The sequence below is a fragment of the Polaribacter sp. IC073 genome, assembly GCF_007997075.1.
In the GTDB taxonomy this organism is placed as follows: domain Bacteria; phylum Bacteroidota; class Bacteroidia; order Flavobacteriales; family Flavobacteriaceae; genus Polaribacter.
This window is the reverse complement of sequence record NZ_VORS01000009.1, coordinates 149,479-169,316: the sequence shown is the minus strand read 5'-3', so window position 1 is coordinate 169,316 and position 19,838 is coordinate 149,479. Positions and strand designations below refer to the sequence as shown.

Sequence of the window (19,838 nt, the reverse complement as noted above, 5' to 3'; positions counted from 1 at the left end):
CTATTTTTTTAATGATTGGTAATAAAGAAAAGAAAATTTAGTTGAAATGACTTCTTTACTAAATTCTTGTTTTACAAAAGTGTGCATTTTTTCTGCGTTTAAGTTGATAAAAGTGTTCTTATAGTTTAAGATTTCGTGAAACAATACATCTTCATTTTTAATAGAAATTACTTTGCAGAAGTCGAATAATTCTAATTGGGCTGCAATACCTGTATTTGTAGCAATTACTGGCGTTCCAGATGCAATTGCTTCTGGAATTACAATACCAAAAGTTTCATAATTACTAAAAGAAATACAAATAGATGCTTCTTGCAAATTAGTTACTAATTTTTCTTGTGTTTGATGTTCTAAAAAAGAAATTTTCCCTTTTTTGATATTCAAGCCTTTTATTAAATCTTTAAACTCAAGACCATCACCTCCTATAAACTTCCATTCAAAATAATCTAATGTATTGTCTAAAAGTTTTGCAACACGCAACATTCCCGAAATGTTTTTGTGGTCATCTTTTAAACTAGAAACGTGCACTAATTTTAAAAATGTATTTTCTTTTTTCTTCGGAATAAATAAATTAGTGTCCACAACATTCGGTACAGTTAAAAAATTTCCTTTAAAACCTATTTTTTTAATGTTATCAGAAAGAATATCACTCACATTACAAATTGCAAAAGCCTTTTTTACAATATATTTAGAAATAAACTTTTGAAAAAAAGGAATTTTAAAGTTAGATGCTTTTAGGTACCCCGTAAAATGTTCTGAAATTATATATGGCTTTTGATATTTTTTAGAAGTTAATTTTGCTAAAATTCCAAAAGGATAAATTTCATTTAGATGAATAACATCAAAGTCGATTACTTTTGTTAAAATTATTTTATAGGCTTTCCAAAATAGATATATTTTTATTACCGGATTTTTTTGAGGTTTTAGATAAGCAATATAAACGTCTATGTAAGCATTTTTTTTAGAGACTATCTCTATGTCTTTTACCGAATTATTATCAGTAGTTATATGAATAACAGAAACTTTATGTTTTAAAGCAACGGCTTCTGCATGTCTTTTAATAAAATCTCCATTTGTTGGTAAAACCCTAGAAGGATACCAACCACAAAGAAATAAAATATGAAGTTTCTTTTTCAAAAAATAATTTTGTTGTTTACAAATATAACAACTTAATATGCTTTTATTTTATTAATAATTTTTACTTTTATCAAATGAAAATACAACACGTTTTTTTTGACTTAGATCATACCTTATGGGATTTTGAAAAGAATTCTGCATTAACTTTTGAGAAAATTTTTATTGAAAATAATATCGATATTAAAATTGATGATTTCCTAAAAGTTTACATACCTCTTAATTTAGAATATTGGAAACTATATAGAGATGAAAAGGTAACCAAAGAGGTGTTAAGATATGAAAGACTAAAAAAGTCTTTTGATGCTGCTAATTATACAGTGTCAGATGACATTATAAATAAATTAGCCATAGAATACATAGAAAACTTGGCCGAATTCAATCATCTTTTTGAGGGGACTTTTGAATTATTAGATTATTTAAAGAGTAAATATACACTTCATATTATTACAAACGGTTTTGATGAAATTCAAAGTAAAAAGATGATAAATTCCAAAATTCATCACTATTTTGATCAAATAATAACGTCAGATTCTGTAGGTGTAAAAAAGCCAAATCCTATGGTTTTTAATTATGCATTAAAAGCAGCCAAAGCCACAAAAGACAATTCTATTATGATAGGTGATAGTTTAGACGCAGATATTAAAGGAGCATTAAACGTGGGTTTAAAGGCTATTCATTGCGTTTTTGATGCATCAAGCGAGACAGATAAAAAGATCACAGCAGTAAAAAACTTATTAGAAATAAAACAATATCTTTAATATAACTTACGTTTTAATTTGAATTAATCTCATTTTATGAATCCCCCTAATAATTTGTGTGTTATTCTATGCGCTTTCTTATTCTTTTCTTGCTCACAATCTTTAGATTTTGATCAGATAGAAGACTATACCTCAGAATCTTCATTTTCGCTATCACTAGCATTTTTTACAATTGATGCAACTAATTTTACTGCCGCTGTAGGAGCTCCAATTATTACAGAAATTTCAGACTTTAAGCTTTTTGAAAACAGTTATATCAAAGAAAACTTAATAAAATTAGATTTTGATATTGAAATTAGAAATGACTTTAATAGAGATTTTACCATGAAAATTTCTCTTTTAGATAAAGATGACACACTCATTTATGAACTTCAGCATTTAAAAGTTGCTGCAAATAAGTTAGATTTTAAGCATAAAGAATTTATAGATATTGCTATTTACCCAAACGTAAAACATTTTTCTAGAGTAGAAATAAAACTAAGTTTAGACGACAAGCTTACACCAGTAGAAGCTACAGATATTGGTGAAATTAACTTTAAATCTGCTGCAATAATTCATTTACAAGCTCCTTTATGATATGAAAAAAGGATTCTTTGTATTTATGTTATTGACTTCTTTAAATTTTTTCTCACAGAACAAGCAGGTTTTATACGATTTTGCTGGGTTGCCACAAACGTTGCTTTTAAATCCTGGTGCAGAAACCAATTATAAACTCCATATTGGTATGCCTTTCTTATCTGGTTTTTCAGCCGAATTGAAAACTACAGGTTTTACCGTTGCAGATATTTTTGCTAAAGATAATAAATTTATTAATGATAAAATTTCAACTGTTTTAAGAAATATAGAAACAAGTGATTATTTAAAAATATATTCTCAAATAGCCATTTTTAATGCTGGTTATCGATTCGACGAAAAAACATATATAAGTATTGGTTTTTATGAAGAGTTAGATGGTATTGGTTACTTACCTAAAGACTTAATTACACTCGCAAATGAAGGTAATACCGCCTATTTAAACAAAAGCTTTCGTGCATCTCAGTTATTATACAAGCTAGATATTTTAGGGGTTATTCATGCAGGAATCACAAGAAAAGTAAATAAAAAGCTAACACTTGGTGGGCGTTTTAAGATTTATTCTTCTGCGTTAAATGTACAATCAACAAATAATACAGGAACTTTTACCACAAATTTAGGAAATGATAATATGTACATTCATCATTTAAATGATATAAATGTAGATTTTAAAACTTCTGGTTTAATTAAAAATGACGAATATATTAATGACCCAAGTGCTTATTTAAAAAACAGTTTTCTAGGTGGGAATTTGGGTTTAGGGGTAGATGTAGGTCTTACATATCATATTAGCCCACAATTACAGTTTTCTGGAAGTTTATTAGATGTTGGTTTCGTGAATCATAAAAAGAACATTCAAAATACTTTAACACAAGGAGATTTTACTTTTGAAGGAGTTGAGTTTGCATATGATGCTACTAATTTAAATTATTGGGAAGAACTAGATACAGCGTTTAAGGAGCAATTATCAACGATAGATCATCAAGAGTCTTATATTTCATGGAGACCAGCAAAAATAAATGCAGCCATAAAATATCGTTTCGGTGAAAAGAGAAGTAAATATTGTTATGATGATACTTATAAAGATTTCTATACAGATGCTATTGGTGCTCAATTATATTCAGTATTTAGGCCATTGAGACAGCAATTTGCGCTTACAGGTTTTTATCAGAAATCTTTTTCACATAAACTACACGCAAAATTAACATATACTATAGACGATTATTCTTATTACAACGTTGGAGTAGGGATTTCTGCACAAATAGGAAAAATTAATTTTTACGGAATCCTTGATAATATCGCAGAAATGTCTGATATTTCGTCTGCAAATAACGTTTCTTTACAATTCGGTTTTAACCTTTTATTTAATTAAAATGAAAAATACACTAATCATCATCTTTTTAATAGCTTCTAACTTTTTGACTTTTGGACAAGAAAAAAAAGCAAGTAATTATAAATTTATAATTGTACCAGAACAGTTTAGTTTTCTAAAAGAGAAAGATCAATACAAAACAAGTTCATTAACAAAATTTTTACTTAAAAAGAATGGTTTTACGGTAATTCTAGACTCAGAAGAGTATCCTGCAGAACTTAAAAGTAATCCTTGTAATGGTTTAAATGCAGTAGTTGTAGATAAATCTTCTATGTTTAAAACGCAATTTGTAATCGAACTAAAAGATTGTTTCAATAAAGTAATTTATACTTCGGAAGAAGGTGTAAGTAGAGAGAAAGTATATAAGAAAAGCTATCAAGAGGCAATTAGAAATGCACATGAAAGCATGATAGATCTCCAATATGAAGCACTTACTAATGAAGCGGTTGTTACAACCAAAATAGATGAAGTTGCAGAAGCACCTTTAGAAACAAAGAATACAGCAACACCAATTGTAGCAACACCTTTTGTATTAAAAGATTCTAAAGCACCTCTAAAGAATGCAGCGGCAATTAAGAACTTGTACGCACAACCTAATGAAAATGGTTTTCAATTGATCAATTTAAAACCAGAAGTTGTTTTTTTAATTTTAAATACAAATATTAAAAATGTTTTTATTTTGAAAAACAAAAATGGGATACTTTATAAAAAAGAGGCTAATTGGGTTGCAGAGTTCTATGAAAACGGACAGTTAATAGAAAAAATATATCAGATTAAGTTTTAATAATCGTACCTGTTTTTCCACCTTTTTTTTAAGATTTCTTTAAATTGATTTTCTCGTTGATTTTCTCCGGGCTTGTATAACTTTGTTCCAGAAATCTCCTTAGGTAGAAACTCTTGGGCTACAAAATTGTTCGGGTAATTATGAGAGTATTGATACTCTTTACCATAATCTAAGTCTTTCATTAACTTGGTTGGTGCATTTCTTAAATGCAGCGGTACCGATAAATCTCCGGTTTGTCTCACCAGGTTTTGAGCTTCACCAATGGCTAAATAAGATGCATTACTTTTTGTTGAATTTGCTAAATAAATAGCACATTGACTTAATATTATTCTAGATTCTGGGTAGCCTATAATAGAAACTGATTGAAAGGTATTATTTGCTAAAATTAAAGCAGTTGGGTTTGCGTTGCCAATATCTTCAGAAGCTAAAATAAGCATGCGTCTTGCTATAAACTTTACATCTTCACCACCTTCAATCATTCTTGCCAACCAATAAACGGCACCATTTGGGTCGCTACCACGAATAGACTTTATAAAAGCTGAAACAATATCATAATGTTGCTCTCCGGTTTTATCATATCTGGCCGTATTTTTCTGAATTTTAGATAAGACCAGTTCGTTTGTAATTGTAATTTCATCATCAACAGAAACTAGCAATTCAAAAATATTTAGTAGTTTTCTTGCGTCACCTCCAGAAACTTGTAACAAAGCTTCTGTTTCTTTTAAATTGATTTTTTTTGTGGAAAGAAATTCATCTTTTTCCATGGCCCTATGCAAAAGCGCCACTAAATCTTCTTTGTCAAAAGAATTCAATATATATACTTGGCAACGAGAAAGTAGCGCAGGTATTACCTCGAAACTAGGGTTTTCTGTGGTGGCACCAATTAATGTGACCCATCCTTTTTCTACAGCGCCTAATAAAGAATCTTGCTGAGATTTGCTAAAGCGATGAATTTCATCAATAAATAAAATAGGATTTTTAGCAGTAAATAAGCCACCACTTTTTTTCGCTTTCTCTATGACTTCTCTTACATCTTTTACACCAGAACTGATAGCGCTTAATGTATAAAAGGGCCTTTTAGAAACGGTTGCTATAATGTTGGCTAACGTAGTTTTACCAATTCCGGGAGGTCCCCAAAGAATCAAAGAAGGGATGATGCCTTGCTTAATTAGTTTTGTTAAAACACCGCTAGGACCAACTAAATGTTGCTGACTAATATAATCTTCTAATGTTTTAGGTCTAATTCTTTCTGCCAAAGGTTCATTCATTTTGCAAAAGTAGCAAAGTTTTATGACAGAAGTAGTCATTTTTTAATTTGGTAGCATATTTGTTATTTTTACAACTATGAAAGATGAAAGTCATTTAAAAATATCGAAATCTATATTTTTCATACCAATACTCTATGTTTTTGGTATTTGGTTTATTTATTGGATTGAAATTTATTTTAATTTCAATTTTAATAAATATGGGGTTTTTCCAAGAGATTTTGTGGGATTAAGAGGGGTTGTATTAACTCATTTTATTCACAGTGATGTGCAACATCTTTTTAGCAATTCTGTTCCGCTATTTGTGTTATTATTAAGTCTATTTTATTTTTATAAAGACATTGCTTATAAAATATTAATTTTTGGAGGCATTTTAACGGGGCTTTTAACTTGGGGCATCGCTAGAGAATCTTATCATATTGGGGCAAGTGGTATTGTATACCTTCTATTTAGTTTTATTTTTTTTAGCGGAATTATAAGAAAACACTACAGATTAGTAGCGCTTTCATTAGTTGTTATATTTCTCTATGGAAGTATGATTTGGTATGTCTTACCGATTAAAGATGGCATGTCTTGGGAAGGGCATGCGTCTGGTTTTTTAATAGGTGTATTGTTTGCTGTTTTTTATAGAAATAAAGGCATCGTTAAAGAAGAACATCAATTTGAAGAAACAGCATTTGATCTTTTATTTGATGAAAATGGAGAATTTGCTCCACCAAAGATAGAGGAGGAGCCAAGAGAAGAAATAAAATAGCGTATTCTTATTTATTAGCAGTCATTCTTTGTCTTACCGTCTCATATAAGAAAGCTCCACAAGCAACAGATACATTTAAAGAAGCTATTTCACCTAGCAGAGGTAATTTCGCTTTATAATCTACCATTTTAAGTATAGAAGGGTTTACGCCTCTATGCTCAGAACCCATAACAATAGCAATTGGCTGGTTTAGGTTTATATCATAGATAGAGTCTTCTGTTTTTTCTGTAGCAGCAACAGTTTTAATTTCTGCAGCTTGCAGTATAAATAAAGCATCTTTTATATGATCTACTTTACAGATAGGTATTTTAAAAGCTGCACCAGCAGAAGTTTTTATTGTTTCTGCATTTACAGGAGCACTTCCGTCTTTTTGAATAATAATACCATTAACACCAGTACATTCTGCAGTTCTTATAATTGCACCAAAGTTTCTAACGTCAGAAAGTTGGTCTAATAATAGAAAAAGTGGAGTGGTACCCTTTTCTAAGGTTTTTTCAATTAAAGTTTCTAAATCTTGAAACTCTACGGGAGATATTTGTGCAACAGCACCTTGATGGTTCCCGTTTTTAGACAAACGATTTAACTTTTCTACAGGCACCATACTTGTAGAAAGTTTCTTTTCTTTGATTAGGTTATTCAATTCAAAAAAAAGATTTCCTCTTAATTCTTTTTGCAGATATACTTTATTAATTGTTGAACCACTTTCAATTGCTTCAATAATTGCTCTTATACCAAAAATATTTGTTGATTCTGTAGTATTATTATTCTCCATTTTGCAAATGTATGCTAAAAAAAGAGCAAAAAAAAACCATCTCTAAAAGAGATGGTTTAATATTTAAATTGTTTGCTATTTATAGTGGATTTTGATCCGCTGTAGTCAAAGCATCATTTAAGTTAATTTCAGAAAATGGAATTTGAAAAGTAAATTGATTGTCTCCTGCAGGAATATCGAAATATCCAGAATTTTGTGGATGCGTAGACCCAGTATAAGTTCTTTGTAATCCTTTGTTAAACCTTTTCATATCTAATAAACCAAATCCTTCTCCCCATAGTTCAATTCTTCTATGTAAATAGATTTCTTCTAAAAGAGCATTACCTGTATTAGTAGATTGTGCATAAGAAGCGTCTCTAGTTGAAATTAAATCAAATAAAGCAACAGCTGCTAAGCCATCTTGACCGTCTCTAGCCAAAGCTTCCGCTTCAATTAAATACATTTCCGGTGTTCTCATGTACGTGTAATCCGCTTCAAAATCTGTATTATCGTAGAATTTGTAGTTGTAAAATTGATCTGGTCTTCCATTTTTGATGAAACCATTATCAGGTCCAAACCAGTCAGCTCTTATATCTGTAGCAGATATTTGATTGTACAACCTTGGATCTATTGTTCTGTGGTGAGACAATTGACCAGGATACCCTAGCGTTGTTCCATAATCTCCTTGATTAGCAGCCGAAAATGATTGCATTTGTGCGAAGAATGAAGCATAATAACTGTTCGTGTCAACATTTAAATCTGCACCAAATAATACTTCAGGGTTTGTAATAAATTGAAAACCGTCTAATATTTGGTTTCCATTTAAAGAACCACCAGCTTGAGCTATACGAGCAGAAGTTACAGCATCATTATATTTACCAGTAAGTAAATAGAATCTAGCCAAATATCCAGAAACTACTTGCTGATTGATAGACGTTTTGTCTGGTCTTGCATATCCACTTAATTCGTCATAAGACTCTGTTAAATCTTTATTAATTTGTGTATATACATCTTCTACTGTTTGACGTCCGAAACCAGCTCCATTAATAATGTCTGCTGTAGGATCAATAATAGGTACACCTTGATCGCTTAAAGCTGGGTTTCCTTTTTAGTATATTTGTATTAAAGACAAATAACTGTAACCTCTTGTAGCTTTAGCACGGGCTAAAACATACTTTAAGTCTTGCGTTAGTGCGTCTGCAGGTAAGTTACCAATTAAACCAATTGTTTGGTTAGAACCTTTTATTATTTCATAATAATAATTCCAAATGGTACTTGTTGCAGTAGCTTCTTGTATTCTACCAGTATAGTTGTAGTTTCTAAAAAACCAACCAGTGTTAGATTCAAGAGTAATCATGTCGTTGGACATAACATCCATCATGATATCGATACCTTTCTGACCAAAATCATTATGGTCTCCACCACTTCCACCTACTCCAAAAGTACGTAAGCTGTTAATGGTACCTACATCGAAAGATGAAGCAATATTTAACAACGCTTCTGGAGACTCAGCTGCTAAATCTGCAACTGTTTCATCGGTTGTTGTATTTGGTCTGTCAGGATCCAAAAAACTATCACTACAGCCAATAAAGAAGACTGCAATTGCTAAACTATAAATTATTTTTTTCATTTTTTAATATTTAAAAATTAATATTTAAACCTAATGTAAAGGTTTTTAATGATGAGTATCTTACAGCACTAGTACCACCAGTTACACTCGCTCTTGGATCAAAACCTTGACGGTCTGAAGTTGCCCATAACCCTAAGTTATTTGCTAAACCATACAATCTTACAGAGTTGATTCCGTATCTAGTACTGATGTCTTTAGGTAATGTATAACCAACAGTAATGTCATTTAAACTAAGGTAAGTAGATTTCTCTAAGAAGAAATCAGATCTACTGTAGTTTGTAGAACCTTCTAAAACTCTTGGTAACGTACCTGTTTGGTTGTCATACCTCCAAGTTTTGTCAAAGTCTTTACTAAAGTTTTGTCCTGTTTTACCACTAAAACCACCTGCATACACATTGTCATATGCATAACCTCCTATTTGATAAGAAAAGTTTACAGAGAAATCGAAGTCTTTATAGATCATACTTGTAGAGAAACCACCATAAACATCAGGAAGTGCTGTTTTGTCTAAATAATACAAACTAGCTAAAGATCTTTTCTCAGTTATTCCGTTAGTAGGAGTAGTACCATCAAACTCTTCTTTAGTAAACCATTGCGTCATACCAGTTGTTGGGTTAACACCTGCAAATTTTTGTGTGTAGTAGTCATAAGCACTACCGCCATCTACCCATCTATAAATTCCATTATCAATAAACTCTCTACCTGGAGCCAATTTGGTAATTTCATTTTTATAGTGTGTTGCATTGATATCAAAAAACCAAGAGAAATCTGTGTTTGTAATAATATCATATCCAATACTTACTTCAACACCTGTATTCTGCATGTCCATTACGTTTTCTGGTACAGAAGGCAAACCAGAAGAAGGAGATAAAGGTCTGTTAAAAATTAAATCAGAAATTTTTCTTTGAAAGTATTCTGCTTCAACTCTAAGTCTACGATCAAACATTGCAGCTTCAAAACCAGCATTCATATTTGTAGAAGTTTCCCACTTGATATCTTTGTTACCTAAAACAGTTTTACTCAAACTAAATTCTAATCCATCAGAAACAACGTCCCATTGATCTAAGAAAGGAGTATAGTTTCTACCACCACCGTCATACGCAACATAATCGTTACCTAATTGACCGTAACTTCCTTTTAATTTTAAGTTATCTAACCAGCTAATATTAGACATAAAGTCTTCTTTACTTATAGCCCATAAACCACCTCCGTAGAAGTTACCCCATCTATTATCTGGGTGAAAAACAGAAGAACCATCTCTTCTAAAACTAGCGTTAACGAAATATTTATTATTGAAATCGTATAAAACTCTAGCAAAATAACCGTCTAATGTGTAGTTGTTACCACCACCACCTAAATTACCTGCACCATCATTTTCCGCAAATAAGTCTAATGATAAATCAGAAGATATAAATTGATCCTTTTTTGAACCACTCATGAACTGACTAGAATTGCTTGAGCTTTCATGACCAAGTAAAACTGCTACATTATGATTGTCTCCAAAAGTCTTGTTCCAGTTAACTAATTGTTGGTTTGTAAATGTTACAGAACGACCATAAGAAGTTGTTATTCTTGCATTCGGAGCAATACCCGAACCAATTAACTTGTTCGTATAATCTGTAGTGTTGTAGTTTCTTAAATCTAAACCAAAACTATATGTAAATTTTAAATCCTTAAAAAGATCAATCTCAGCATATGTTCTGTTATTAAAGTTATCATTAACAACTTCATTTACATTTAATTCTTGAATAGCTAAAGGGTTAGAAAAACCATTAAAAGGTCTTCCTGCAAGAGCATTAGGAGAAATGTTTGCTTCTGCATCATATAGAGGTTTCCCTTGATTATCTCTTTGAATCACTCCTGTATTATGATCTAATGTATAGACAGGGTATATTGGTGCAATATTTCTTACCCAAGCAAAACTACCAGTAATGTTGTTTTCATTTTGACCTGTTTGAGTTCTATTAGCATACGATAGAGAAGACCCTATTTTAATACTTTTATTAACTTGAGTATCTACACTTGTTTTAAGAGTATATCTTTTAAAACCTGTGTTAATGTTGTAACCATCATTATCTTCATTACCAACAGAGAAGAAATAGTTTGTACTATCTGTACCACCAGATACACTTAAGTACTGACTTTTAATTCCACTTGTTTGGTTAAACAAAGCGTCTTCCCAATCAACCGTCCATAAAGGGTTTGATCTTGTCAATCTACCTGTAGATGGATCAACTAAAGTACTATTGTCTCCACCAAACGTATTGTAAATTAGCCCAAGACTTGCCCCAGAAATTAAATTATTTGAAGCAAAAGCACCTGCAGCTGCATCAGACAAACCATTATCTGTAATTTGATTACCTTTTAACATTTTGTGGTAAGTTTCATAGTACTCCCCAGCGTCTTTTATAACAGCATAATCATCAATTGCTCTACTAGAAAAAGTAGTTTTAATATCTAAACTTACGTTTATTTTACCTTTTTTACCTTTTTTTGTAGTTACAATAATAACACCATTTGCACCACGATTTCCATAAAGAGAAGCAGCAGATGCATCTTTTACGAAAGACATAGAAGCGATGTCATTAGGGTTTATTGTTGTTATAGATTCATTAAAAGGAACTCCATCAACTACGTAAAGAGGAGAAGATGATCCGTTTAAAGACCCAATACCTCTAAACCTTACAGTTGGTGCAGCACCAGGTTGTCCTGAATTAGAATAAATTTGAACACCAGCAACTTTACCAGTTAAACCAGTTACAGCATTACCAGAAGCAACTTTTGCAAACTCTTCAGTTTTTATTTCTGTAATAGAACCCGTTAAAGATTCTTTTGTTTGCGAACCATAAGTTGTTACAACTATTTCATTTAATACACTAGCATCTTGTACTAGCGTTGCATTTACTGTATTAGAATTTCCAATCGTTTTTTCAACGATTTTGTACCCTAAATATCTAAATACTAAGACATCACCCATTGCGGTTTTTATCGAGTATTTACCATCGAAATCAGATTCTGTACCAATGTTAGAACCTTTAATTAATATACTAACTCCTGGTAAAACACCAGAGTCATCTGAAACTGTTCCACTAACAGTTTTTTGCTGTGCAAAGGATATTTGCACTACAAACGCTAGAAAAAGCGTTAAAATTCCATTAAACTTTGTCTTCATTGTATAATTATTTGAATTAATTAACTTCAAAAGTCTTAAATAAAACTTAATAAAACAATTTTTTAACATAAAATGTTTCTTTGAAGCTACAAATTATAAGACGAAAAAAAACATCCAACCTTACAAAGGTTGGATGTTAATGTAATATTTAAAGATTTTTATATAATAATTATTTAAAAATCCAAAGAACTGTATCTAAATCATCAGGTCCTTGTGCTGCAATTGCTGCATTGTAGTTTTCTTCATTAATATTTGGTGTACTAGAAGAGTAAGCTTGTCTTTGAGGTATATCTGTACCTTGTAACTGAGTCGCTGGCTTCACAATAGTTGCTGGTCCACCAATTCTTCTCCATTCTGCCCAAGCTTCGTAACCTTGTAAAAATAAAGCTACCCATTTTTGTTCTGCAATAGATTGCATATCAACATAAGGTGCACTTGCAATAAAAGTTGTTGCATCTGCTGCATCAACACCCCATTGCGTCATAGATTCTTGAATACCTGCGTTATAGAAAGCGGCAGCGCTACCCGTCATCCATCCTAACTCAACAGCTTCTGCCATAGAGAATTGAATTTGAGCAGCAGTAAAAAGATATGCTGGTGCTGTTTGGCTGTAAATAATATCTGTAGTAATTAAAGAATAGTTTGCTACTAAATCATTTCCAACGCCATAATCTGCACCTACATACCTATCAGTTCCTACTAAAGGATCTGCATATTTATGTAACCTTGGATCTTGAGGGTCTGTATCAGAACCACTTCCAATCATATAATCAACAATTACGTCAGACATTAACCAATCTGTTCTTCCATCATCAACAAACCGATCTTGCCAAGGGTTGTCATTATTGTCATCTGCTAAAAATGTATATGAAATATTATCTGAAGCAGATTTTATTGCACCACCAATAGCTTGGTTAAATGCTGTTTTTGGAAAATCGCTCATTTCAGTATTTCTTTTAGACATACGCAAAGCCATAATCGCTTTTAATGTATTACCGAATTGCTTCCATCTGTTCATGTCTCCTTCAAAAAGGATGTCTCCACCTGGGTTTCCTTTGTTGTCTATCATACCTAAAGCAGTATCTATTTCTCCAATTAAACCTCTGTAAACAGTTTCTTGAGAATCCAAGGCAGGAAATGTATCATCTAAACCTAACAAAGCTTCCGTATAAGGTATTCTACCCCATCTATCTGTCATGTTATGCAAGTAATATGCTCTTAACAATGTTGCTGCTGCAATTGCATTATTTGAACTAGGAATAGGAGCATCTGTATTTGTAGCTACTACAGCTTGTAAATCTTTTAGAGCTCCAGAATACCAACCGTAATATGACCAGTTTAAATCAACATATTTGCTTTCATCTGGGTATTGACCGTTAGCAGTATATTGTGCATACAATATAGAAGTTGTCTGAGTTAAATGACCCGGTAAACTTTTAAGTGCATTTGCCAATAACCCTGAAGACGATGCTGTTGACGGGTTATTTGGATCTGTGTTTATATTACCAAAATCTACAGTTTCACATGATACTATTAAAAGCATGGTTACTGCAAGTAGTGATAATTTTTGTGTTATTTTTTTCATTTTTTATAAATATTTTTAATTAAAATGTGAATTTAGCATTCATTCCAATTGTACGTGCACTTGGTAACTGTCCATTTTCTATCCAGTTAATTCCTCCACGTCCTTCAGTTTCAGATGGATCTACACCATCAACACCTGTGTAAATTAACCATACATTGTTAGCAAAAACGCCTAAATCTATGCTTTTGAATGGTGTTTTTTCTATTACGCTATTAGGTAATTTATAACCTATACTAACCGTTCTTAATTTTACGTAAGTTGCATCATTTATAAACTCTTCATGCACGTTTCTTAAGTTAGATCTCCATAAGTAATATGGGTTCACTAAGTATTGCACAGGTGCACCACTAGCATCAACTCCAGAAGTTAACTGACCACCAGAATCTGGTGCTGCATTTGCAAAGTTTACTGATGTTACAGAAGAACTACCAGAAGAAGCTCCTGTAAAAGTAACATTGTTTCTTACTGGGTTTCCTAACACATTGTTTCCAACTGTTTCTGTACCTAAACCAGAGAAGTTACCATACCTTCTTGTAACCCCATAAAATTTACCTCCAACTTGGTAATCAAAACCTAATTGTAAGCTAATGTTTTTATACGTCATATAAGATGTTCCACCCCCTGTAAAGTCTGGAAGAATCGAACCTAAATACTGGTTTGTATCATACTCATAACGACCGTTGTCTGCTAATATCTTAGTACCGTTTTCGTCTCTTTTGTATGCATTACCATAAATAGCACCCCATTCTTGACCAACTCTTTTTTGTAATTGTGGTCCCCAGCTGTCTAGTACATTAACATCAACACCATCTGCAATATAATCTACAGTTCTATTTAAGGTTGCCATGTTAAAGCTTAAGTCCCAAGTGAAGTTATCAGATTTAAAAGGTGTAGCACTTAAACCAATTTCTAAACCACTAAATGATTCTTTTCCTTGATTTGAATAAAACCCAGTAATACCTGTAGATCCAGGAACTGTTACAAAAGATGGTAATTCATCATCTTTTCTGTCAAAATAAGTTACATCTAAACCTATTCTGTTTTTTAAGAACTTTAACTCAGTACCAAATTCTACTTCTTTTCTAGTACCTCCTTTTAAATTTTGGTTAACACCTGCGTTTGGTACAGATGAAGTTCCAGTTGATCCATAAGGAGTTCCTGAATTATAAGTTTGTCCTAATAAGTACCTTCCTGGGAAATAAGGAGCTTGTGTGTAACCAGCTCTTAATTTAGCAAAAGACAATAACTCTCTATTGTTAATTAACTGAGAAAGTATAAAAGAACCAGATACACCGTAAGTTGTTACGCTGTTTGCTTCTGGATCTGCTGTAGAACTGTAATCTCTACGTAAAGACGCTTCTAAATAAGCAGTATTCATAAAACCTAAAGAAGCTGTTGTAAACCATGCTTTACCGTCTTGTTCACCAACTGAAGAACTAACACTTGGTCTATCTTTAGAAGTAGCTAAGCTGTAAAAACCAGGAGTAGTTAATCCTCCAACTGCACTAGCATATGTGTTTTTATTTCTAATTTTTGTGAATTCGAAACCTGCAGATGTGTTCAAGTCAAAATCTTTATATTCTGTAGAATAACTAACTCTACCAAAAATTTCTTCTCTATCATCACTAGATGTCCATTCTGTATAATCTTCAACTTCTAATCCTCCCCAACCAACTTTACTGTTAGAGTGGTAGCTGTTATACGTTTTCTTAAAAGCTACATTGGCAACCAAATTGTCTGTAAAACTATAGGTTAAACCTGCTTGACCATAAATAGCATTTTTGTACTGCTCTCTTGTGTTTTCATACAAAATGAAATATGGAGAATTCCAATACGCTGGTTTAGATTTCGTAGGAGAACTAATGTTCCAAGATACAGCTTCACCGTTTCTTTTGTAGTTCTTTAATCTGTCAATGTCAATTTGTCTTTGCCACCATTGATTAAAGTTAGCTCCTAAGTTTCCGTAGTTGTTATCAGGATCATTAAAAGTAAAACGATTTGTATAGTTAATACTCGTGTTAAATTTTAATTTTTCTGTAATATTATACTCAGCGTTAATACTAAAGATATTTGTATTACGTTCTGTGTTTTCTAAGATTAATTCTTGATTAATTTTAGTAATTGCAGTTCTAATAGAGTAATCTTCACCACCTTTTTCGAAAGAAACAGAATTGTTCTGTAACGTTGCTGTTTGGTAGAAATCTCTAATATTGTTAGGATTTGCTTCCCAAGGACGTAAATTACCAAATTCTGGATCGTTAGGAATCCAAGAATCCCAATGTCTTACCATTTGACCTTCTAATCTAGGACCCCAAGATTCATCTGCAGAATATGAAGGAATAGATTGACCGTTGTACGCAGCCCAACTAGCAGGCATTGTAGAAGGATTGTGAGCAAAAGACTCAAAATAACCTACAGCACCTCTACCTCTTTCAGGATTACCACTAGGTTTTCCATCATTCGCATAACCACCACCGTATTCATTTTGGTACTCAGGCATTATGTATGCATTCGCAAAAGAAGATGTATGGCTATACTTTACAATAGCTTCACCACTTTTAGCTTTCTTTGTAGTAATTATGATCGCTCCGTTTTTTCCATCAGGACCATAAAGTGCTGTTGCAGCTAAACCTTTAAGAACAGTTAATGATTCAATATCATCATTGTTAACATCTGTTCTAGAGTTTAATTTTACACCATCTACTACATAAAGTAAATTAGAATTACCTCTTAAACGAATATTTGACGCTTTAAAAGTAGAAGTTGGTTGCCCTGTAAATTGGATACCAGACACTTTACCTGCAATAGCAGTAGATAAATCTGTTTCCTTAGTTTTGTTTAAAACATCACCATCAACAGATTGTTGTGCATAACCTAAAGCCTTCGCTTCACGTTTAATACCTAATGCTGTAATAACGATTTCATTTAATACACTAGCATCTTGTACCATTTTTACATTGATAGCGCTAGAAGTACCAACCTTTTTTTCTACAGTTTTGTATCCTACGTAGCTATAACTAAGGATGTCCCCCGGTTTTGCGCTAATAGAATATTTACCATTAAAATCAGTTTGAGTACCTGTACTTGTCCCCTTGATCAAAATACTAACTCCAGGTAAAGGCCCTGAAGCTTCAGATATTGTTCCGGAGACTGTTTTCTCTTGTGCAAAGGTTATTTGCACAACAAACGCCAGTAATAGCGTTAAAATTCCTTTAAACTTTGTTTTCATTATTTATTTGATTTGAATTAATTACGCCAAATATCTAAATATTTTGTTAAAAAAACAACAGAATTGTTAAAAAATGTTAAAGTTATACGTTTAATGTGCGTTAATTGTTAAAAGAAGTTAATCCAGTTAACGAAGAATTGTGTGCTGTTAAGGTTAATCTTGGCGATATCACTAATTCCATTTGTTAACGAAATATTAATTTGAGCATTCTTTGTGTTAAATAAATAGCCAAAACCAAGTCCTAGTAATTTTTGAGTATTATTGCTTGCAGATGTTAGCGCTATGTCTGTAATTGAATATATGTAAGAATCTTTAGAAGTAAGATATCTATATTCAATATTTTGTAAAATATAATCTTCAACAAAAATACTTTGCTCGTTAAAACCTCTGATAGAATTTTTTCCGCCAATTCTAAATAATTCGTTTTTAAGATAATTTTCAGAATTTAATATTCCTGTATTGTTTTTTAAGTAAATACTGCTTCTTTCATTTAATGTTAATAGATAGGAAATGGTCGTTTCTAATTTAATTTGATGAATAGTAATATCATTGCTTTTTCTTTTACCGAAGGAAGGAGTTAGATTTAAGGAAAAAGCATCATTTTTAAAAATATCGTTTTTAAGGATTTGATAATGATACCCAAAACCTAAGAATGAACTATTATACGTTTTAATAGCAGTTGCTGTTTCTGATATTAAATTCTCTGAATTTTCAGAAGTATAAGATAAAAAGAAAGCAGCATTGTTTTTTATTTGGTATGCTAAGTTAGAATTGAACTTTGTATTTAAAAAAGTAGAATCTTGTTTATATATAGAAAAGCTTAATTCAGGAGTTAATTTTGAATTAAATATATAAGGAGTTTTTGATGAGACAGAAAATTCTTGTCTCTCGCTTCCAAAACTATTCCATAGAAGATGTAAACTTTCACCAGTGTTTAATATGTTTTTCAGTTGTAAGTTGAGGTAACCGTTAAATTGTAGCTTACCATTTTCTTGAGAAGAGAAATTTATAAGTCCATCAAAGCTACTTCCATTGTTTTTTTTAAGATACATATATACATATGTAGAGTCTTTTGTGAATAAAGTTTCTGGAGGTTTTATTTCAGCTGCAAAATCTAAAGATTGCGACAACTTAGAAATCTCTTTTAGTTTCTTTTTATTGTAAATTGTTTTAATGTTAATATTAAAGAAATTTTTGATAAATGAATTCGGGAAATTAGCATACCCTTTTATGATAACTTTGCTAATCTTTCTTTCTTTTGTGGAAGTGAAAAAAAGATCAGTATAAAGAGTTTTATTTATAATCTTAAAATTTTGCAATTTAATTTTAGAGAATGAAACTCCTTTATTTTCAAATTCTGCAGAAATTTCAGTTAAAAGATGCTGCAATCCGCTTATCGGTATTTTTAATTTTTTTTGATGAAATTTATATTTGCGAGAAATTACTGCAGGTAAGTTGTTGTGTTTTAAGATTACCGAATCTAGCTTTTTATTTAAATCAAAATAGGCCGTATATTTTTTTTCATTTAATAAAAGGCTGTCAATAGAAGATAGGAAGTAACCATTTGATTTAATAAGATTATGAACTCTATGTAATTCATTAAATATTGAAACAGTATCTGTATGTTGTTTTTTGAAGTTGATTTTTGATAAAAATGAATTTTTAAGATTTTGTTTTGAAGATAATTCTAGGGTAAAATCTTGGGAAAACATTCCCGAAGAAAAACCTAAGATAAATAGTAAGAAGAGTAAACGTGGTCTTTTTTTATTCAAAATTATATCTATTTTGAAGGTCAAATGTATCTAAAATTGCTTAAAATTTAAAAATAAATTGCTTTTTTTAAAAAATAACTCGCTGATATCTGAATAATTAGAAATTATTTGTACATTTGCGCACTCTTAGAAAAGAGACAATGAGTAATTATAAACGAAAAACAGCAATTATTTAGTATGCCTACTATTCAACAATTAGTTCGTAAAGGAAGAACCAAAATAACTAAGAAGAGTAAATCGGCTGCTTTGTCGTCTTGTCCTCAAAGGCGTGGAGTTTGTACACGTGTTTATACTACAACACCAAAGAAACCTAATTCAGCAATGCGTAAAGTTGCAAGAGTTAGATTGACAAATGGTAATGAGATAAACGCATACATTCCAGGTGAAGGACATAACTTGCAAGAGCACTCGATAGTATTAGTTAGAGGTGGAAGGGTAAAAGATTTGCCAGGAGTTAAGTATCACGTAGTACGTGGTGCATTAGATACTGCGGGAGTAGAGGGTAGAACCCAACGTAGATCTAAGTATGGAGCAAAACGCCCAAAAAAGTAAATTAGTAACTTTTTTAATGTAAAGACATGAGAAAAAGAGCAGCAAAAAAAAGAGTCTTATTACCAGATCCGAAATTTAACGATCAGTTAGTAACACGTTTTGTAAACAACTTAATGTGGGCCGGTAAGAAGTCAGTAGCTTTTAAAGTATTTTATGATGCGTTAGACATCGTAGAAGAAAGAAAAGGTGAAGAAGAAAAATCAGCTTTAGAAATTTGGAAAGATGGTTTGTCAAATGTAATGCCTCACGTAGAAGTAAGATCTCGTCGTGTTGGTGGTGCAACGTTTCAAATCCCAATGCAAATTAGACCAGACCGTAAGGTTTCTATGGCTATTAAATGGATGATTTTGTACACTCGTAAAAGAAACGAGAAAACAATGGCACAGCGTCTAGCTGCTGAAATTTTAGCTGCGGCTAAAGAAGAAGGTGCTGCTGTTAAAAAACGTACAGATACTCACAAAATGGCAGAAGCTAACAAAGCATTCTCTCACTTTAGATTTTAATAGA

16 protein-coding genes are annotated in these 19,838 nt (G+C 31.7%); 7 read left to right on the top strand and 9 right to left on the bottom strand.

Going from position 1 to position 19,838, the window contains the following annotated elements; genetic code table 11:
• Complete coding sequence (locus tag ES045_RS13935) at window positions 1–1,134, bottom strand: glycosyltransferase family 4 protein (protein WP_147116889.1); 1,134 nt, start codon at window positions 1,132–1,134, stop codon at window positions 1–3.
• Window positions 1,135–1,208: 74 nt separating this feature from the next.
• Here ES045_RS13935 and ES045_RS13930 point away from each other — a divergent pair, with 74 nt between their 5' ends.
• From ES045_RS13930 to ES045_RS13915, 4 genes are read left to right on the top strand one after another with little or no spacing between them, the layout of a single operon-like run.
• Window positions 1,209–1,892, top strand: a complete 684-nt coding sequence (locus ES045_RS13930) for a YjjG family noncanonical pyrimidine nucleotidase (protein WP_147116888.1) — start codon at window positions 1,209–1,211, stop codon at window positions 1,890–1,892.
• A gap of 36 nt (window positions 1,893–1,928) precedes the next feature.
• Window positions 1,929–2,468, top strand: coding sequence for a hypothetical protein (locus ES045_RS13925; protein WP_147116887.1), 540 nt, complete (start codon window positions 1,929–1,931; stop codon window positions 2,466–2,468).
• 1 nt (window position 2,469) lies between these two features.
• The gene (locus ES045_RS13920; RefSeq protein WP_147116886.1) at window positions 2,470–3,837 is read left to right on the top strand and encodes a DUF5723 family protein; all 1,368 of its coding nucleotides are present in this window, start codon (window positions 2,470–2,472) and stop codon (window positions 3,835–3,837) included.
• Between the two features lies 1 nt (window position 3,838).
• Window positions 3,839–4,621, top strand: a complete 783-nt coding sequence (locus ES045_RS13915; RefSeq protein WP_147116885.1) for a hypothetical protein — start codon at window positions 3,839–3,841, stop codon at window positions 4,619–4,621.
• On the opposite strand, the gene ES045_RS13910 is transcribed toward ES045_RS13915, so the two are convergent.
• Entirely contained in the window at window positions 4,618–5,889 is a 1,272-nt protein-coding gene (locus tag ES045_RS13910; RefSeq protein ID WP_147116934.1) for a replication-associated recombination protein A, read from the bottom strand. The two genes, ES045_RS13915 and ES045_RS13910, sit on opposite strands and share 4 nt — an antisense overlap.
• 76 nt (window positions 5,890–5,965) lie before the next feature.
• Between ES045_RS13910 and ES045_RS13905 the strand changes: the two genes are divergently transcribed.
• A complete protein-coding gene (locus ES045_RS13905) occupies window positions 5,966–6,640 on the top strand; it encodes a rhomboid family intramembrane serine protease (RefSeq protein ID WP_147116884.1) in 675 nt (224 codons plus the stop codon).
• Between the two features lie 7 nt (window positions 6,641–6,647).
• Here the strand turns inward: ES045_RS13905 and rlmB are convergent, their stop codons facing one another.
• From rlmB to ES045_RS16455, 7 genes are all read right to left on the bottom strand, one after another.
• A complete protein-coding gene (gene rlmB / locus ES045_RS13900) occupies window positions 6,648–7,412 on the bottom strand; it encodes a 23S rRNA (guanosine(2251)-2'-O)-methyltransferase RlmB (protein ID WP_147116883.1) in 765 nt (254 codons plus the stop codon).
• A 79-nt stretch (window positions 7,413–7,491) separates the two neighbouring features.
• Window positions 7,492–8,295 (bottom strand): RagB/SusD family nutrient uptake outer membrane protein, encoded by an 804-nt coding sequence (locus ES045_RS13895; RefSeq protein ID WP_147116882.1) that lies wholly within the window; start codon window positions 8,293–8,295, stop codon window positions 7,492–7,494.
• Window positions 8,296–8,499: 204 nt separating this feature from the next.
• Window positions 8,500–9,021 (bottom strand): RagB/SusD family nutrient uptake outer membrane protein, encoded by a 522-nt coding sequence (locus ES045_RS13890; protein WP_147116881.1) that lies wholly within the window; start codon window positions 9,019–9,021, stop codon window positions 8,500–8,502.
• 10 nt (window positions 9,022–9,031) lie between these two features.
• Window positions 9,032–12,193, bottom strand: a complete 3,162-nt coding sequence (locus ES045_RS13885) for a SusC/RagA family TonB-linked outer membrane protein (RefSeq protein ID WP_189663111.1) — start codon at window positions 12,191–12,193, stop codon at window positions 9,032–9,034.
• Window positions 12,194–12,362: 169 nt separating this feature from the next.
• Window positions 12,363–13,778 carry a SusD/RagB family nutrient-binding outer membrane lipoprotein gene (locus tag ES045_RS13880; protein ID WP_147116879.1) on the bottom strand — a complete coding sequence of 472 codons (1,416 nt, stop codon included), beginning with the start codon at window positions 13,776–13,778 and terminating at the stop codon, window positions 12,363–12,365.
• 19 nt (window positions 13,779–13,797) lie between these two features.
• The gene (locus ES045_RS13875; protein WP_147116878.1) at window positions 13,798–17,007 is read right to left on the bottom strand and encodes a SusC/RagA family TonB-linked outer membrane protein; all 3,210 of its coding nucleotides are present in this window, start codon (window positions 17,005–17,007) and stop codon (window positions 13,798–13,800) included.
• A 107-nt stretch (window positions 17,008–17,114) separates the two neighbouring features.
• Window positions 17,115–18,779 (bottom strand): hypothetical protein, encoded by a 1,665-nt coding sequence (locus ES045_RS16455; protein WP_189663110.1) that lies wholly within the window; start codon window positions 18,777–18,779, stop codon window positions 17,115–17,117.
• Between the two features lie 177 nt (window positions 18,780–18,956).
• Between ES045_RS16455 and rpsL the strand changes: the two genes are divergently transcribed.
• Both rpsL and rpsG read left to right on the top strand, forming a co-directional pair.
• Window positions 18,957–19,331, top strand: coding sequence for a 30S ribosomal protein S12 (gene rpsL / locus ES045_RS13865; protein ID WP_018943587.1), 375 nt, complete (start codon window positions 18,957–18,959; stop codon window positions 19,329–19,331).
• Window positions 19,332–19,357: 26 nt separating this feature from the next.
• On the top strand, window positions 19,358–19,834 hold the full coding sequence (gene rpsG / locus ES045_RS13860; RefSeq protein ID WP_100947448.1) for a 30S ribosomal protein S7: 477 nt from the start codon (window positions 19,358–19,360) through the stop codon (window positions 19,832–19,834).
• The last annotated feature ends 4 nt before the right edge of the window (window positions 19,835–19,838 follow it).

Excerpts from the sequence above, each read along its gene's own strand:
- ES045_RS13890 (WP_147116881.1), bottom strand. The coding sequence starts at position 9,021 with ATGAAAAAAATAATTTATAGTTTAGCAATTGCAGTCTTCTTTATTGGC.
- rpsL (WP_018943587.1), top strand. The coding sequence starts at position 18,957 with ATGCCTACTATTCAACAATTAGTTCGTAAAGGAAGAACCAAAATAACT.
- ES045_RS13910 (WP_147116934.1), bottom strand. The coding sequence starts at position 5,889 with ATGAATGAACCTTTGGCAGAAAGAATTAGACCTAAAACATTAGAAGAT.
- rlmB (WP_147116883.1), bottom strand. The coding sequence starts at position 7,412 with ATGGAGAATAATAATACTACAGAATCAACAAATATTTTTGGTATAAGA.
- ES045_RS13875 (WP_147116878.1), bottom strand. The coding sequence starts at position 17,007 with ATGAAAACAAAGTTTAAAGGAATTTTAACGCTATTACTGGCGTTTGTT.
- ES045_RS13915 (WP_147116885.1), top strand. The coding sequence starts at position 3,839 with ATGAAAAATACACTAATCATCATCTTTTTAATAGCTTCTAACTTTTTG.
- ES045_RS13880 (WP_147116879.1), bottom strand. The coding sequence starts at position 13,778 with ATGAAAAAAATAACACAAAAATTATCACTACTTGCAGTAACCATGCTT.
- ES045_RS13905 (WP_147116884.1), top strand. The coding sequence starts at position 5,966 with ATGAAAGATGAAAGTCATTTAAAAATATCGAAATCTATATTTTTCATA.
- ES045_RS13930 (WP_147116888.1), top strand. The coding sequence starts at position 1,209 with ATGAAAATACAACACGTTTTTTTTGACTTAGATCATACCTTATGGGAT.
- ES045_RS13885 (WP_189663111.1), bottom strand. The coding sequence starts at position 12,193 with ATGAAGACAAAGTTTAATGGAATTTTAACGCTTTTTCTAGCGTTTGTA.
- ES045_RS13920 (WP_147116886.1), top strand. The coding sequence starts at position 2,470 with ATGAAAAAAGGATTCTTTGTATTTATGTTATTGACTTCTTTAAATTTT.
- rpsG (WP_100947448.1), top strand. The coding sequence starts at position 19,358 with ATGAGAAAAAGAGCAGCAAAAAAAAGAGTCTTATTACCAGATCCGAAA.
- ES045_RS13925 (WP_147116887.1), top strand. The coding sequence starts at position 1,929 with ATGAATCCCCCTAATAATTTGTGTGTTATTCTATGCGCTTTCTTATTC.